The sequence below is a fragment of the Halopseudomonas aestusnigri genome, from assembly GCF_002197985.1.
Lineage (GTDB): Bacteria > Pseudomonadota > Gammaproteobacteria > Pseudomonadales > Pseudomonadaceae > Halopseudomonas > Halopseudomonas aestusnigri.
The window spans coordinates 116,388-132,902 of sequence record NZ_NBYK01000010.1 but is presented as its reverse complement, the minus strand read 5'-3'; the positions used below and the strand labels follow the sequence as shown (position 1 = coordinate 132,902).

General features: G+C 52.4%; 14 protein-coding genes. All 14 read left to right on the top strand.

Going from position 1 to position 16,515, the window contains the following annotated elements; genetic code table 11:
- Positions 1 to 421: 421 nt before the first annotated feature.
- The 14 genes from glmS to B7O88_RS13680 all read left to right on the top strand — a co-directional run bounded on the left by glmS (position 422) and on the right by B7O88_RS13680 (position 16,514).
- A complete protein-coding gene (glmS, locus tag B7O88_RS13745; protein ID WP_088276615.1) occupies positions 422 to 2,251 on the top strand; it encodes a glutamine--fructose-6-phosphate transaminase (isomerizing) in 1,830 nt (609 codons plus the stop codon).
- A gap of 93 nt (positions 2,252 to 2,344) precedes the next feature.
- The gene (gene tviB, locus B7O88_RS13740) at positions 2,345 to 3,622 is read left to right on the top strand and encodes a Vi polysaccharide biosynthesis UDP-N-acetylglucosamine C-6 dehydrogenase TviB (protein WP_088276613.1); all 1,278 of its coding nucleotides are present in this window, start codon (positions 2,345 to 2,347) and stop codon (positions 3,620 to 3,622) included.
- 77 nt (positions 3,623 to 3,699) lie between these two features.
- Positions 3,700 to 4,722, top strand: coding sequence for an NAD-dependent epimerase/dehydratase family protein (locus B7O88_RS13735; protein ID WP_088276611.1), 1,023 nt, complete (start codon positions 3,700 to 3,702; stop codon positions 4,720 to 4,722).
- A 29-nt stretch (positions 4,723 to 4,751) separates the two neighbouring features.
- Positions 4,752 to 5,702 (top strand): Gfo/Idh/MocA family oxidoreductase, encoded by a 951-nt coding sequence (locus B7O88_RS13730; protein WP_088276629.1) that lies wholly within the window; start codon positions 4,752 to 4,754, stop codon positions 5,700 to 5,702.
- Positions 5,699 to 6,286 (top strand): acyltransferase, encoded by a 588-nt coding sequence (locus B7O88_RS13725; RefSeq protein ID WP_088276609.1) that lies wholly within the window; start codon positions 5,699 to 5,701, stop codon positions 6,284 to 6,286. Before B7O88_RS13730 ends, B7O88_RS13725 begins: the two co-directional genes overlap by 4 nt.
- The gene (locus B7O88_RS13720) at positions 6,283 to 7,380 is read left to right on the top strand and encodes a DegT/DnrJ/EryC1/StrS family aminotransferase (protein ID WP_088276607.1); all 1,098 of its coding nucleotides are present in this window, start codon (positions 6,283 to 6,285) and stop codon (positions 7,378 to 7,380) included. The genes B7O88_RS13725 and B7O88_RS13720 overlap by 4 nt, the downstream gene beginning before the upstream one ends.
- Complete coding sequence (locus B7O88_RS13715; RefSeq protein WP_088276605.1) at positions 7,380 to 8,669, top strand: lipopolysaccharide biosynthesis protein; 1,290 nt, start codon at positions 7,380 to 7,382, stop codon at positions 8,667 to 8,669. The genes B7O88_RS13720 and B7O88_RS13715 overlap by 1 nt, the downstream gene beginning before the upstream one ends.
- 248 nt (positions 8,670 to 8,917) lie before the next feature.
- The gene (locus tag B7O88_RS13710) at positions 8,918 to 10,018 is read left to right on the top strand and encodes a glycosyltransferase family 4 protein (RefSeq protein ID WP_088276603.1); all 1,101 of its coding nucleotides are present in this window, start codon (positions 8,918 to 8,920) and stop codon (positions 10,016 to 10,018) included.
- Complete coding sequence (locus tag B7O88_RS13705) at positions 9,957 to 11,093, top strand: glycosyltransferase (protein WP_088276600.1); 1,137 nt, start codon at positions 9,957 to 9,959, stop codon at positions 11,091 to 11,093. Before B7O88_RS13710 ends, B7O88_RS13705 begins: the two co-directional genes overlap by 62 nt.
- Positions 11,093 to 13,021, top strand: a complete 1,929-nt coding sequence (asnB, locus tag B7O88_RS13700; RefSeq protein ID WP_088276598.1) for an asparagine synthase (glutamine-hydrolyzing) — start codon at positions 11,093 to 11,095, stop codon at positions 13,019 to 13,021. The genes B7O88_RS13705 and asnB overlap by 1 nt, the downstream gene beginning before the upstream one ends.
- Before the next feature lies 1 nt (position 13,022).
- Entirely contained in the window at positions 13,023 to 14,183 is a 1,161-nt protein-coding gene (locus B7O88_RS13695) for a hypothetical protein (RefSeq protein ID WP_088276596.1), read from the top strand.
- A complete protein-coding gene (locus B7O88_RS13690) occupies positions 14,180 to 15,307 on the top strand; it encodes a glycosyltransferase family 4 protein (RefSeq protein WP_088276594.1) in 1,128 nt (375 codons plus the stop codon). Before B7O88_RS13695 ends, B7O88_RS13690 begins: the two co-directional genes overlap by 4 nt.
- Positions 15,304 to 15,900: a sugar transferase gene (locus B7O88_RS13685; RefSeq protein WP_088276592.1), complete on the top strand. Its 597-nt coding sequence runs from the start codon at positions 15,304 to 15,306 to the stop codon at positions 15,898 to 15,900. Before B7O88_RS13690 ends, B7O88_RS13685 begins: the two co-directional genes overlap by 4 nt.
- Positions 15,897 to 16,514 carry an acetyltransferase gene (locus tag B7O88_RS13680; RefSeq protein ID WP_088276590.1) on the top strand — a complete coding sequence of 206 codons (618 nt, stop codon included), beginning with the start codon at positions 15,897 to 15,899 and terminating at the stop codon, positions 16,512 to 16,514. Before B7O88_RS13685 ends, B7O88_RS13680 begins: the two co-directional genes overlap by 4 nt.
- Position 16,515: the final 1 nt, after the last annotated feature.

The window sequence follows — 16,515 nt, the reverse complement described above, 5'->3', positions numbered from 1 at the left end:
GCGACATGTCGTGGCCGCCCCTACCGCACCGACAGCCCCTCAACCATTCGTCGCACGCTGCGTGCGAATCATTCTCGATAATCCATTTGTATTATTGCGTTTCTACCTGCTTTGACTGTTAGAATCCCGTCGCGACTCAGCGTCAAAATGTTGCTTGCACCAACTTGGAGCTGCTGGTTATGATCCCGCCTCTCGTCAAAAGCTGGTGGCAATAAGCCATCTATTGAGCTGCTTCGAGACGCATGCCAGAGCTGTTCAGGCGACTTCGGGATGACCCTGAAGATGTGAGCCAATCGCGGTTTTCTGCGCTTGCCTGTGCCAGTCGGCAGCCAGAGCTGAACCATGTGGTTGCGCTTTACTCGAACGGCAATCGATTGCCCCTCGTGACGGGACACGAGTCTTGCAAAGGAAGATTGACGGTATGTGCGGAATTGTTGGTGGCATCGCCACGCGTGACCTGACCCCGGTTCTGCTGGAAGGGTTGCGGCGGCTGGAGTATCGCGGTTACGACTCGGCCGGCATTGCCGCGCTGGATGCGGCCGGAGCGGTGAATCGTGCCCGCTCCACCGGCAAGGTCGCCGAGCTTGAACAGCGGCTTGCCCGGCAACCGCTCACGGGCCAACTGGGAATCGCCCACACCCGCTGGGCAACCCATGGCAAGGCCAGTGAGCAGAACGCCCACCCGCATTGTTCCGACCGTCTGGCTATCGTCCACAACGGCATCATCGAGAATCACCATCCGTTGCGCCTGCAGCTGCAGGAACTTGGCTACGTATTCACCTCCGAGACCGACACCGAAGTGGTCGCCCACCTGCTGGCTCACCACTACGGCCGTCAGCAGAACATGCTCAGCGCCCTGCGTTGCACGCTGGCCGAACTGCGCGGCGCCTTCGCCCTCGGCATCATCCATCAGGATGAACCCGACACCCTGTATTGCGCCCGCATGGGCAGCCCGTTGGTCATCGGCGTTGGCAGCGGCGAGCATTACATCGGCTCCGACCCCCTGGCGCTGCTGCAGGTGACCGACCGCTTTATCTATCTGGATGAAGGCGAACACGCCCGCCTGACCCGTGACGACTGCCAGATCTGGAGCAAGCAGAACCAGCCTGTGCAGCACGCCGTGCAGCAATACCAGCACGCGGCCCTGAGCATGGAAAAGGGCGAGTATCAGCACTTTATGCTCAAGGAAATCTTTGAGCAGCCCGCCGCCATCGCCGACACGCTGGATGGCCTGCTCGCGGATGATCATGTCCTCACCGCCGCCCTGGGCCCCGGGGCTGAAAGCCAGCTGCCGTTGATCCGCAATATTCACATCGTCGCCTGCGGCACCAGCTATCACGCCGGTATGGTTGCCCGCTACTGGATCGAAGAGCAGACGGGCCTGCCCTGTCAGGTCGAGGTCGCCAGCGAATACCGTTACCGTCAGGTCTGTGTGCCAGAAGGCACTCTGCTGATCGCCATCTCCCAATCCGGAGAAACGGCCGATACCTTGGCTGCGTTGCGCTATGCCCGCGAGCAGCAATATCTCGGCACCCTGGCGATTTGCAACGTGCCGGGCAGCTCCCTGGTGCGTGAGGCAGACTGGCGATTGCTGACCCATGCCGGCCCTGAAATTGGCGTGGCCTCCACCAAGGCGTTTACCACCCAACTTACCGCACTGCTGTGGCTGACCACTGCCTTGGCCCAGGTGCGCGAGCGCGCCCCTGAAATCATCGCCGCCAATGTGCGTGCCCTGCGCAGCCTGCCGGCCCGCATCAGCGACACACTGGAACTGGCCCCGGCGATTGCCGAGCTGGCAAAGCAGTTTCAGGCAAAGCATCACGCCTTGTTCCTGGGCCGCGGGCCGCATTACCCCATCGCGATGGAAGGGGCGCTCAAGCTCAAGGAAATTTCCTACATTCACGCAGAAGCCTACGCCGCCGGCGAGCTAAAACACGGCCCGCTGGCTCTGGTCGACGACGACATGCCCGTCGTCAGCGTCGCCCCCAGCGACAGCCTGCTGGAGAAGCTCAAGTCCAACCTGCAGGAAGTCCGCGCCCGCGGCGGGCAATTGATCAACTTCGCCTGCGAACGCGCCGCGCTTGATGACGGCGAAGGCATCACCCATATCGCCATGCCCTGGGTGTACGAAACTGTTTCTCCGATTCTGTACACCATTCCACTGCAACTACTCAGCTACCATGTCGCCCTGATCAAGGGCACGGATGTAGACAAGCCCCGTAATCTGGCCAAGTCGGTCACGGTGGAGTAGCCCTACTTGCACCGTTGGTCGCAGCCGAACGGTTGCCAGTGACGGTGCGCAGATTCTTCTTCTATACATAGTCAACGCAATACGGATAACAGCATGCACAAACTGGAAGACATCAAACTCGCGATCATCGGCCTCGGCTACGTTGGCTTGCCGCTGGCGGTCGAGTTTGGCAAGCAGCGCCCGGTTATCGGCTTCGATATCAACCAATCGCGCATCAATGCCCTGCGCGAAGGCCATGACAGCACGCTGGAAGTCTCCGATCAGGAGCTCAAGCAAGCCTGCTTGCTTTCCTATTCTGCCGATACTGCCGATCTTGAAGCGGCTAACGTCTATATCGTCACAGTGCCCACACCCATTGATGAGCACAAGCAACCCGATCTGACTCCCCTGCGCAAGGCGTCGGAAACCATCGGCAAAACGCTTAAGCACGGCGACATTGTTATCTACGAATCCACCGTCTATCCCGGCGCAACGGAAGAAGAGTGCATTCCGGTGCTGGAACGGGTATCCGGCCTGGTGTTCAACCAGGACTTCTTTGCAGGTTACAGCCCGGAACGTATCAACCCGGGCGACAAGGAACACCGCGTCACCACCATCAAGAAAGTGACATCCGGTTCCACCCCTGAAGTGGCTGATCTGGTGGATGCGCTCTACAACCAGATCATCACTGCAGGCACACATAAGGCGACCAGCATCAAGGTCGCAGAAGCCGCCAAGGTCATTGAAAACACCCAGCGTGACCTGAACATCGCCCTGATCAACGAGCTTGCGGTGATCTTCAACAAGATGGGCATTGATACCGAGGCCGTGCTCAAGGCTGCCGGCACCAAATGGAACTTCCTGCCGTTCCGTCCCGGCCTGGTGGGTGGGCACTGCATTGGCGTAGACCCGTATTACCTCACCCATAAGGCCCAGGCCATCGGCTACCACCCGGAAATCATCCTGGCCGGCCGGCGCCTGAATGACAGCATGGGGGCTTACGTCGTATCCCAGCTGGTCAAGGGCATGCTGAAAAAACGCATCCACGTAGAAGGTGCCCGCGTACTGATCATGGGCTTGACCTTCAAGGAGAACTGCCCCGATCTGCGTAATACCAAGGTGATCGACATCGTGCGCGAACTGGCCGAATACGACATTGCGGTCGACGTATACGACCCCTGGGTATCAGTTGAAGAGGCGCAGCACGAGTATGGCATTAGCCCGATAGCCCAGCCCCAACCGGGCAGTTACGACGGCATTGTGCTCGCAGTAGCCCACCAGCAGTTCGCTGCCATGAGCGAACAGGACTATCGTCAGCTCGGCAAGCCGCAGCATGTGCTGTATGACCTTAAGTATGTACTGCCAGAGGGCCAGTCAGACCTGCGCCTGTAAGCGCGGCCCTTAACCAGATACCAAAGCCGGTTCGCGCGATGGCCGAACCGGCTTGATCGTTTTTACGGAACAACACCATGACCCGTTACGAAGAACTGCTGCAGACGCTGCCTCAAGACCCCAAGACCTGGCTGGTCACCGGCGTTGCCGGCTTTATCGGCTCCAACCTGCTGGAAACCCTGCTCAAACTGGATCAGACCGTCATTGGTTTGGACAACTTTGCCACCGGCTACCAACGCAACCTGGATGAAGTGCAGAGCCTTGTGACTGCCGAACAATGGGCACGCTTCCGCTTTATAGAAGGGGACATCCGCAACCTGGATGACTGCCGCACGGCATGCGAAGGAGTGAACTACGTCTTGCATCAGGCCGCACTTGGCTCAGTGCCACGCTCCATCAATGACCCAATCACCACTAACGCCACCAACATTGATGGCTTCCTGAATATGTTGGTAGCGGCCCGCGACGCCAAGGTAGACAGCTTTACCTATGCAGCCAGCAGTTCCACCTACGGCGATCATCCAGGGTTGCCAAAAGTGGAGGATGTGATTGGCAAGCCGCTGTCGCCTTATGCAGTCACCAAATACGTGAATGAACTGTATGCAGACGTCTTTGCCAAAACCTACGGCTTCAACACCATTGGGCTGCGTTACTTTAATGTATTTGGCAAGCGTCAGGACCCTGATGGGGCCTATGCGGCGGTGATTCCGAAATGGATATCCGCAATAATTAAGGGCGAAGAAATCCAAATCAATGGTGATGGTGAAACAAGTCGTGATTTTTGCTATGTGGAAAATGTGATCCAGGCCAACTTGCTTGCTGCGATAGTTGAAGAAGAAGCAGCAGCTTCATCGGTTTATAATGTTGCTGTTGGAGATAGAACAAGCTTGAATCAGCTTGTCTCTGAGATAGAGGCAGCTTTGCTCGATCAGGGGCTTAAAGTTGCCGTCAGTCTACGGCATGCAGAGTTCAGGGTGGGGGATGTTAGGCACTCTCAGGCAAGTATAGAAAAGGCAAGGATTGAACTTGGGTATGATCCGGTTTTTGTTGTAAGGGATGGCCTAAGGAAAGCAATCGCTTGGTATATTTCTGCTAATTAATTTTTAGCATGAGCTTCGGGGTAATTAAAATGAAGAAGTTTGCGTTAATTGGTGCCGCTGGTTATATCGCGCCGCGTCACATGCAGGCGATTAAGGCTACCGGCAATGAACTGGTCGCAGCCTTGGACCCAAATGATTCTGTGGGAATCATTGATAGTCACTTTCCAGACGCGGACTTTTTTACTGAGTTTGAGCGTTTTGATAGGCACTTGGACCGTTTGCGGCGTTCGGGTAGTGAGAAAAAAGTAGATTATGTTTCGATATGTTCGCCCAATTATTTGCACGACTCTCACATGCGCTTTGCTTTGCGTTCAGGTGCGGATGCAATTTGTGAGAAGCCTCTCGTATTAAATCCCTGGAATATTGATGGGCTCATTGATATCGAGCGAGATACCGGGCGTAAGGTCAATACCATTTTGCAGTTGCGCCTGCATCCGGCTATTTGCGAGCTGCAAGATCGAATCTTGACCGAGCCCAAGGAGAAAAAATATGAGGTCGATCTGACCTATATAACCTCTCGCGGTCACTGGTACCTGCAAAGCTGGAAGGGTGACGAAAAGAAATCTGGCGGCATAGCCACAAATATTGGTGTGCATTTCTTCGATATGCTGCACTTCCTCTTTGGTCGGTTGCAGGATATTAAGGTTCACCTATCTGAGGATACGCGTGCTGCCGGCTATCTAGAGTATGAACGCGCTCGCGTACGCTGGTTTCTGTCGATCGACATTAACGATGTTCCTGCGCAAGTCCGTGAACAGGGGCAACGTACCTTCCGCTCGATCACAGTGGACCAACAGGAGATCGAGTTCTCATCAGGGTTTACTGATCTACATACCCGAAGCTACGAGGAGATTATTGCCGGCCGTGGCTTCGGGCTGGAGGAGAACCGTGTTGCCATCGAGACGGTTTCGAACATACGCAATGCCACACTCCAGAGCGGTGGAGATCAACACCCCTTTGTTTTGAAGGTGAAACAATGAGTTACCAGGCCCACCCAAGCGCCATTGTTGATGAAGGCGCCGAGATTGGCGAAGGTTGCCGTATTTGGCATTTTGTTCATGTTTGTGGCGGTGCGCGGATTGGTAAGAGTGTGTCCCTTGGTCAGAATGTGTTCGTCGGCAACAGAGTCGTTATTGGTGACCGCTGCAAAATTCAAAATAACGTTTCGGTCTACGACAATGTGACGCTCGAAGAGGGCGTTTTCTGTGGTCCGTCTATGGTGTTTACCAACGTCTATAATCCTCGTTCACTGATTGAGCGCAAAAGCGAATACCGCGATACCTTAGTAAAATCCGGCGCCACGCTTGGTGCCAATTGCACAATTGTTTGCGGGGTGACAATCGGCTCCTTTGCATTCGTTGGAGCTGGTGCAGTGGTTCAGCGCGATGTAGCGGATTTTGCTCTTATGGTTGGCGTGCCGGCTCGGCAGATAGGCTGGATGAGCGCCTATGGCGAGCGTCTCAGCTTACCGCTTTCCGGGGAAGCAGAAACGGCTTGTCCACATACCGGAGATCGGTATGTCTTGTCAGGTAATTGTGTTACCCGGGTGGAGGCGTGCGAATGATCCCGTTCGTAGACCTGGCTGCACAGCAAGACAGGCTGCGCAGCGAAATCGAAGCTGGCATTAGCCGAGTCCTTGCTCACGGCCAGTACATTCTAGGGCCTGAGGTGGCTGAGCTTGAAGAAAGGCTCGCAGCCTACTGTGGTGCGAAGTATTGCATCACCGTCGCGAATGGCACCGATGCGCTCCAGATAGCTCTGATGGCGCTTGGGGTGGGCCACGGCGATGAGGTGATTACACCCAGCTTTTCATACATTGCGACGGCGGAAGCCGCATCTGTGCTAGGCGCAAAACCTGTTTATGTCGATATCGACCCGGTTACATATAACGTTGATCCAGCATTAATTGAAGAGGCGATCACTTCGCGAACCAAGGCGATCATTCCGGTATCGCTTTACGGCCAGCCCGCTGATTATGATGCGATCAATGCTATTGCAATAAAGTACGGTATAGCGGTGATAGAAGATGGTGCCCAGAGTTTTGGCGCAACCTATAAGGGCCAGAAGTCTGGTAATCTGACGACTATTGGCTGCACCAGCTTCTTTCCGTCCAAGCCTTTGGGATGCTACGGTGACGGCGGAGCTATTTTTACTTCGGATCCCGAACTTGCCAATGTGATTAGACAGATCGCTCGCCACGGTCAAGAAGAACGTTATCGTCATGTTCGTGTTGGGGTGAACTCACGGCTTGATACGATTCAGGCGGCAATCCTCCTACCCAAACTTACTATTCTGAATGATGAGATTGCAGCCCGTCAGAAAGTGGCTGATGCTTATCATACTGCGTTGGCGAAACTTGGTATCACGACCCCGAGTATCATGAAGGGCTGCACTAGCGCTTGGGCTCAGTACACGGTACGCGTGGATAATCGCGATGCGTTGCAGGCCGCTCTTAAGGTAGCCGGAGTGCCGACAGCCGTGCACTACCCGTTACCCTTAAATCGTCAACCCGCGGTGGCTGTAATGTCCTCCAGTTTGCCGCATGGAGACCGGGCTTCAGCTGAAGTCATGAGCTTGCCAATGCATCCCTACCTACTGCAAGAGCATATCAAACAGATTGTTTCTGCTATTGCCGCCGCAAGAGCGAGTGTCTTTTGATGCAGGGAATTGCTGGCAAGGTACGCCATCTTGCGAGTGGCCGCTTCCTGCGCGATGTTCTGAAGCTGGCATTAGGAACGGTTCTCGGTCGTGCTCTTTCGCTTGCTGCTTTGCCTTTGGTCACTCGGCTATACGCGCCCGAGGATTTTGCCATTCTTGCGGTCTATCTTTCGCTTGTTAGTCTTGTTTCAGTGATGGCGTGTTTCCGGCTTGAAATTGCTATTCCTCTGGCGGACGATGAGACAGATGCTGCGAATCTATTAGCTCTTGCGCTGACTGCGCTATTTGTCGTTTCTGGTATAGCGCTGCTCTTGACCTTGACAATGCCATCCCCTCTGGCTCAGCTGTTCGGTAAGCCCGAAATTGCCCCTCATCTCTGGTTGGTTCCGCTTGGGGTCGCATTGGCCGGCAGCTATGCTGCGTTTCAATTCTGGGCCACTCGTGCGCGACGCTTCGGAGCGATAGCGCGAACGCGGGTCGGGCAGGCAGTGACTGGTGTGACCACCATTCTTACGCTCGGATGGGCAGGCATGGCTCCTCTAGGTCTTTTGTTAGGTAACGCGCTTAATACTGGCGCAGGTGGGGTGACTCTTGCATTTCAGGCAGTGCGGTCCGACCGCCGAACCCTACGTAGTATATGTCCAAATAGGATGAGAGCAGCACTACGCAAATACTATCGTTATCCTCTTTATTCAACGCCCGAGGCCTTATTTAATATCGCGGGTATTCAAGTGCCGGTGTTACTCATTGCAGCATATGGAGGTAGTGAGGCGGGCTTTCTCCTGCTTGCGATGCAAATCATGACGGCGCCTATGACTCTTCTGGGTGCATCAATTTCGCAAGTCTACATGTCTCGGGCGCCGGAGGAATTTCGACAGGGAAGACTGGCGCATTTTACTTTTTCAATTATGCGGAGGCTGGTGATAATAGGTACTGCTCCTCTTGTCGCTGCCGCCCTTCTTTCCCCCATTTTATTTCCGTGGATATTTGGTGTTGAATGGGCTCGTTCTGGAGAGATTGTGGCGTGGCTTGTTCCTTGGATGGCTTTTCAGTTTATTGCATCGCCGGTGTCAACGGTGCTTCACACGGTTAATCGTCAACATTGGGCTATGTGCCTTCAGATTGCAGGGTTTTTGCTTCGCGTAGGGGGGGTTACCTTTGCTGCAGGTATTGATCAGGGTTGGCTAGTTCCAGCTTATGCGATAAGTTCTGCAGTCTTTTACCTTCTTTATATAGCAGTGGTGGTTGGTGCATCGAAAATTGGATTGTCGAAAATTAGTGCAGTATAGCGTGCTCTCCAGAGTTGCAAAGGCGGTGTGTGTTTTTTGTGTGTCGAAATAAGATTAACGATTTTTATGGTCGGTTTGTTTTTTGTTTCGTTGCTGGTGTTGACGTGTTTTAGAGTTTTAAGGTTGTATCTTTTTTTGGATTTTCGTTTGAGCGCTCTTGTTTGGAAGTTGGAAAATGGCTGGTCCTGTATTTATAACTTGGCTATGTGGTTGCTTGGCATGTTTAAGGTTGCCGTCTAAGGGGGAGCATGAATAGAAAAGAAGAGCCCGTTCGAGTAGCCTTTGTACTTTGGGCTGGCAAGAACTTTGGGGGCATGGAACGGCGATATGTTCGTCTTGCATCCCATTTGGCAGAACGCAGCCAAGTGGGTGAGATAGTCCTGCTTGCAAGAAAAGGCGCGGAGCTTAATGTCGAGCGTCATCTGAATAGAAATTCTGGTGTCAGGGTTTTGATGTATGGCAGAGATCGAGAAGATGATGTTAGTGTTTTTGGAGGGCTACGGGACGCCCTTTCTCTTGCATGGATGATCATTGGGCTAAAAAAATACCATATCCATTTTTGCTGTAATCCAGGAGTTATTTCTTCATTTTTTGGTGGGTTTCTTGCTTTAAGAAAGCAAAAAAGCGTTTCAATGGTTGATATAACTTTTGCGTTAAAAATAAATTGGCAAAAAAAAATCCATGCGAATTTGGCGGTGAGGCTGTTTTCCCGTATTGACTGTCTTTCTGCTGAAGCAAGAAATATTCTGAAAACGATAGTTGGTGGTTCTGGCGGGGCGCACTATAAGGTGGCGCCTTGTAGTTTTACTGACTTTTCTCAGGTTGATATTTCGTCGCGTCGTGATATTGATGTTTTGATGCTTGCTAGGTTTGTCGAGAATAAAGGTTATGATCTGTTAAATTCAATAAAGCAGGATATGGCTGGTCTAAATGTTCATCTTTGTGGTTTTGGGGCGCTTAAGATGGATTTTGAGGGCTTTTCTATATACGAAACCGATGAGCCGTTAACGGTGCTTGGCCGAACAAAGATATTTTTGTCACTGCAGTCAACAAATAATTATCCATCACAGTCTGTCCTAGAGGCTATGGCATCTGAGTGTGCAATTATTGCAACAGATGTTGGAGAAACTCGTAGATTTTTGGATGAAAATTGTGCAGTTTTGATTCCTTATGACTCTGGTGCGCTTTTGCAGGCTATAAAAAAATTGCTTAGTGATGACGACTTGCGCAAACGATTGGGTCGAAAAGCAAGGCTTCGTGTACTTGAGGAACATACTGTAGAGTGTTATGCAAACTATTTTAAAAGCGAAATACTTGGTATCGATAACTCATGTCATCACCGGCCTTGAAGTTGGAGGTGCCGAGCGGGCGTTGTATACCTTGCTGACAAATGGGCTCGAAAGGGAATTCTGTAATCGTGTAATTTCGCTTATGGGGCCAGGCTATTATGGCCCGTTATTGCATGAGGCAGGGGTTCCCGTTACCTGTCTTGATATGAACCCCGGTAAACCTACTATCGGTGCTTTCCGAAGATTGCTAGCAGCGGTATCTGAGGAGCCCGCAGATATCCTGCAAGGTTGGATGCTCCATGGCAATCTAGCGGCAACGTTTGCTCGGCGTTGCGGCAATAAAGATGCCAGACTTCTTTGGAATCAACGTACTAGTCTTGACACTCTGGAGGATGAGTCCTGGATGAAGCGAGGACTGATCCGGCTTGAGGCGGCTCTCTCAGGCGCAACGCAGGCCATAATTTATAACTCCGCACGTTCTCGCGCTCAATTTGCCACTCATGGCTATCAGGATGATAAGGCTGTTCATCTGCCGAACGGGTTTGATACCGGAATGTGGTTTCCGTGTGAAGGTACACGCAGAGAGGTTCGTAACTCTCTTGCTATTCCTCAGGATGCCATTGTGATCGGCTATGTTGGTCGAGGTCACTTAGAAAAAGATCCAGAGCTTCTTTTTAGGGCATTTCGAACCATCTCTAAAACGCACAAGAATGCCTGGCTGCTGGCGGTAGGCCGAGATCTAGATCGGTTCAATCCTCCTGATCACAACACTTTGTTGTTGGGACAGCGAGCGGATGTACAGGATTTGATGCGAGCAATGGATCTTTTTTGTCTTTCATCACGTACCGAAGGTTTCCCAAACGTTATCGGCGAGGCGATGGCTACGGGGGTGCCTTGCGTCGCAACAGACGTTGGCGATGCGCGTGAAATAGTTGGGAATACCGGATGGGTTTCACCTGCGCGTGATCTTGAGGGTCTAGTTGCGTCCCTTCACGCGGCGCTTTCTTGTGCGCCAATAACTCTTAGAGAGCGCGGCATAGCAGCTCGTGACAGGATAGCGAACCATTATTCGGTTTCATCGGTGGTAGAGCGTTATAGCGCCCTCTATCGGTCTGTACTTAAGGAGTCAGTTTGATGTGCGGGATTGCGGGTTTTATTAGTCACGGTACGTCAGCATTCGAGCACATCGCAACGCGAATGGCAGATCAGATCAGTCATCGAGGCCCTGACGGTGCCGGAGTGTGGTTTGATGCGGAAGCCGGCGTCGCTTTAGCGCATCGACGGTTAGCAATTCTTGATCTGAGTGACGCGGGTCGACAGCCGATGTTGTCTGCTGATGGGCGCTTTGTGCTCGTTTTCAATGGCGAGATATATAACCATTTAGAATTGAGGCGTACTATCAATGCAGCTGGCTGGAGGTTTGGTTGGAGGGGGCACTCTGATACCGAGACGCTATTGGCTGCCTTGCAACTCTGGGGGTTAGAAGGTGCTTTGCCTCGGTTAAACGGTATGTTTGCGTTTGCTGTTTGGGACAACGTTAGGCGGGTTTTGTCTTTGGCTAGAGATCGCCTTGGTGAAAAACCGCTGTTTTATGGTCGTTCGGGGAACTCGTTCCTATTCTCTTCTGAGCTCAAGTCTATGGCTGCTCATCCGGACTGGTCTGGTAGGGTTGATCGCGATGTTGTCGCAACCTATTTGCGTCATGCGTACGTACCAGATCCGTTATGTATTTATGAGGGGGTCGCTAAGCTGCCTCCGGCTCATTGGGTTGAAGTTGAGTCCGGCATTGCGAAAAAGCCAGTTCCCTACTGGTCTTTGAAGGATGCGGTTAACTCACCGCGCAGAACTGAGCCAACCTCTCAGGTGATTGAGCAACTTGAGTGCTTACTTCTTGATGCGATTGGTATGCGAATGGAGGCTGACGTTCCTTTGGGCGCTTTCTTGTCTGGAGGCATCGATTCTTCCGTAGTAGTCGCTATGATGCAGGCGCAATCTCATAAGCCGATTAAAACCTTCACCATCGGTTTTGATGTCCCAGGTTTCAACGAGGCAGAACACGCCAAGGCTATTGCGGCACATCTTGGCACGGATCACACCGAGCTTTATGTCAGCCCCCAAGATGCGTTGGATGTCGTCCCGCTACTACCTGAATTCTGGGACGAGCCATTCGCCGATTCCTCTCAGATACCTACCTATTTACTGTCTAAAATGACACGGGAATCTGTCACTGTTAGCCTGTCCGGCGATGGGGGGGACGAGCTGTTTTGCGGATACAACCGTTATGGTCAGGGATTCAATCTCTATCGCGGTTTGCGTCGATTACCCGCACCTGTGCGAAAAATATTGGCTGCAATTCTGTCGCATGCACCATCGCATGCGATTGATCAGGTTATGCAGAATATGCCGAAGCGTTTTCAATATCCTGCCCTTGGTGACCGCCTGCGAAAGCTGGGGGATGTGTTGTCTCATTCGGAAGGTAAGGCCTATTATCGAAGCTTGGTTTCCCAATTTCAGGCACCGGACTCACTGCTACTGGGCGCTACGGAAGCAGGTACTTTATTAAGCAGAGCGGAAGACTGGCCGGAGCTTGAAGACTTTCGCGAAGTCATGATGTATCTCGATACGTTAACCTATCTCCCTGGCGATATTCTGACGAAGGTCGATAGAGCCAGCATGGCTGTCAGTTTGGAAGCGCGTGTTCCCATGCTTGATCACCGGGTCGTTGAGTATGCTTGGAGCTTACCGTGTGACATCAAGAATCGTCAGGGTCGAATGAAATGGCCGTTGCGTGAAGTTCTGGCCCGTCATGTGCCCAGAGAACTATTTGAACGCCCAAAGATGGGCTTCGGCATCCCTATCGAACATTGGCTTGGGGGGCCTCTTAGGGACTGGGCAGAGACTTTGCTGAGTGAAGATGCTCTAAATAGGGGCGGATACTTTGATACCAGACTGGTGCGCACGTTGTGGGATGAGCATCAAACGGGGAAGCGTCGGTGGCATCACCAACTATGGACCGTGCTGATGTTTCAGGCGTGGCTTGAATCTAACTCTAGGGTTATTTGAGATGCTTGTATTTGCAGACACAGCATGGCATGTAATTTCTGCATTTTTTATTTTTTTTGCAGGGGTGTTTGTTGCTTTCGCACAAAGGCGTATTTTTCAAGTTTCTAATGGTAGGGCTATTTCGCTTTATCTTTGGCATAGTTTTTTTTGTATTTTCTATATTTGGTACTCTCTAGATAATGTCGCGGATTCAAGGTTGTATTATTTGAATTCGCTTGAGTATGAGTTTGATTTTAGCTTTGGTACGTCTGGGATATACTTCATAACTGCCTTGCTTTCACAAGGGCTGGGTTTCTCGTATGGAAATGCCTTTCTTGTATTTAATATATTTGGTTATATAGGTCTTCTTGCATTTGCTTCTGGGGTGCAAGAGGTGACTCGCAATAGCTCTCGTTATATTCGAAACTTTAGCGTGTTCTTTTTATATCTGCCAGGTTTGAGTTTTTGGAGTTCGGCAATAGGTAAAGATGCCCTGACCTTCATGGCCGCAGGTCTTGTGACTTGGGCTGCTTTGGATCCAGGTAGACGTTTCCCGGCAATAGGGCTCGGGGCGGTTCTCTTTCTGATACCTAGGCCGCATATGGCAGGTATCTTTCTTATAGCGCTATGCCTTGCTCTGCTGGTTTCTTCCCAAATGGGAGCCATTAAGAAATTACTTCTTCTGTTGGCAGCAATTCCACTAAGTGTCGCGGGTGTTCAGTTTGGCCTGAGTTATGCCGGCCTTGGAGATGCCACCGGGGTTGCCGATATTACTAATTATTTTGAAGAGCGCCAAGGATACAATCTTGAGGGGGGTAGCTCCGTCGATATTGCTGGAATGTCTCCGCCAATGCGCCTATTCACTTACTTGTTTCGGCCGCTTTTTTTTGATGCGAACAGCCTTTTGAGTTTTGCTGTTTCGCTCGAAAACTTATTGCTCTTGCTGCTGTTTCTGGTTGTTGCTTTCCGACTGAAGCGTACACGATCTAATCTGAATCGTTTTGCCTTTGCTTTTTATATTTTTTTTGTTCTGGGAGCTTGGTTCGTGCTTGCCAACACAACGGCCAATCTCGGCATCGCGATCAGGCAGAAAACAATGTTCTTGCCAATGCTAATTGTCCTACTTTTCTCGATTTGGAGAGGTGGCTCGAATCACTCTAGAAATAGTGAGTCTGTACATTGACCAAGATTCTCATCCTTGCTTCATTTGCACCGTCGTTGCGCAATTTTCGGGGCGCTCTGATTGAGGAAATGTGCGGTAGGGGCTATACAGTTCACGCTGTGGCGCCAGGCCTTGATCTGGACCAACCAACCAAAGACTGGCTTGAGTCGCGGGGGGTCCACTGCCACGCCGTGCCTTTGTTGCGCTCAGGGCTTAATCCAATCGCGGACCTCCGGACAGTTTATGCGCTTATGGGGTTAATGCGCCAGATTTGTCCAGACCTGTTCATCGGCTACACTGTAAAACCTGTTGTCTGGGGCCTTATAGCTGCCCGGATTGTGAATGTGCGGAATCGAGTTGCCTTAATCACAGGTCTTGGCTATGCGTTTACCAGTGGAGCTAGCGGCGTACGTAGGATTGTCGGTCACCTGGCACGTAGCCTTTATTGGATTGCCTTAAGACAATCTACTTTGGTCTTCTTTCAGAATCCAGATGACCGTAATGATTTCAATCGCCTTGGCCTCTTGCCCTCAAGGGTTCCGGTGAGACTAGTTGCGGGGTCGGGTGTTGATTTAGATCATTTTGTCCTCCAGCCACTACCCGCTCCACCTATGCGATTTTTGCTCGTTGCGAGATTGCTCGGAGATAAAGGTATCCGCGAGTACGTTGCTGCAGCGCGCTACCTTCATGCTCTCCGGCCTGACGTGGAGTTCCATCTCGTTGGCGGGTCAGACTCAAATCCAAATGGAATTTCGGAGGAGGAAGCAACGGAGTGGTCCAAGTCCGTAGGTTTAGTATGGCACGGCCATCTTTCCGATGTGCGTGATGTTCTCGCACAAGCCCACGTCTTCGTGTTGCCCAGTTACCGAGAGGGGACTCCCCGTAGTGTTCTGGAAGCTATGGCAATGGGCCGCGCGATTATTACTACCGACGCGCCTGGCTGCCGTGAAACGGTCATCGATGGCGAGAACGGTTTTCTGGTGCCTGTGAAGTCGGTTGATGCGTTGGTCGACGCTATGACGCGATTTATTGAAGACCCTGATCTGGCCGTTCGCATGGGTAAGCGTTCGCGTGAAATCGCGGAAGAGAAGTACGATGTGCATAAAGTGAATGCTGTCATGCTCAAGGAAATGGGGATTCAATGATCAAGCGCGCCTTCGATATTGTTGCGTCGGGGTGTGCATTGCTGTTGCTGGCTCCGGTTATTGGCTATGTTGCGTGGCAAATCAGCCGCAAGATGGGCTCACCCGTGTTATTTCGCCAGGTGCGCCCGGGCTTGAATGGCCAGCCGTTCGAGATGATCAAGTTTCGCACCATGAAAGATGCTCTGGATGCTGCCGGCAATCCGCTGCCTGATGCTGAGCGCTTAACGCCCTTTGGGCAGTTTTTGCGTTCTTCCAGTCTGGATGAGTTGCCGGAATTGTGGAATGTGCTTAAAGGCGATATGAGTCTGGTGGGGCCACGGCCGCTGCTGATGGAGTATTTGCCTCTGTATTCAGCCGAGCAGGCGCGGCGGCATGAGGTGCGGCCGGGGGTGACTGGCTGGGCCCAGGTGAACGGTCGCAATGCATTGAGCTGGGAAGAGAAGTTCAAGCTGGACGTTTGGTACGTGGATAACCGTTCGTTGTGGCTGGATATCAGGGTGTTGTTTCTTACCGTTAAAAAAGTGTTGGTGCGTGATGGCATTAGCGCGGAAGGAGAGGCAACCATGTCGAAGTTCACCGGGAGCGACTCGTGAAGCACCTTGCGGTGCTGGGTGCCAGCGGTCATGGTAAGGTGATTGCCGACTGCGCCGAGGTCTGCGGCTGGGATCAGGTCAGTTTCTTTGATGACCGCTGGCCAGCGCTGGCCGTTAACGGTCATTGGCCGGTCATCGGCGGCACCGCTGAACTTATTGCGCGTCTTGCCGAGTTTCAGGGTGTGCTTGTGGGTATCGGCAACAATGTTATCCGTTTGACCAAGCTCCATCAGCTGCTGAATGCCGGGGCGCAGGTGCCTGTGTTGCAGCACCCCTCGGCTTACATCAGCCGGTATGCACGTATCGGTGCTGGTTCAGTCGTTTTCGCGGGCGCAGTCATTAACGCTGACAGTGAACTTGGCAAAGGTGTCATCGTCAATACGGGGGCCACTGTTGACCATGACTGTGTGCTCGCCGATGGGGTGCATATCAGCCCTGGGGCCAATCTGGCTGGCGGGGTTGTTGTCGCGGCTAGAAGCTGGGTTGGCATTGGCGCCAGTGTTCGGCAGTTGGTGCAGATCGGCAGTGATGTTGTGGTTGGTGCGGGTGCTGCCGTTGTCGCTAATACAGCTGACGGCGTGACTTTGGTTGGCGTTCCAGCACGCCCCCGTTAAT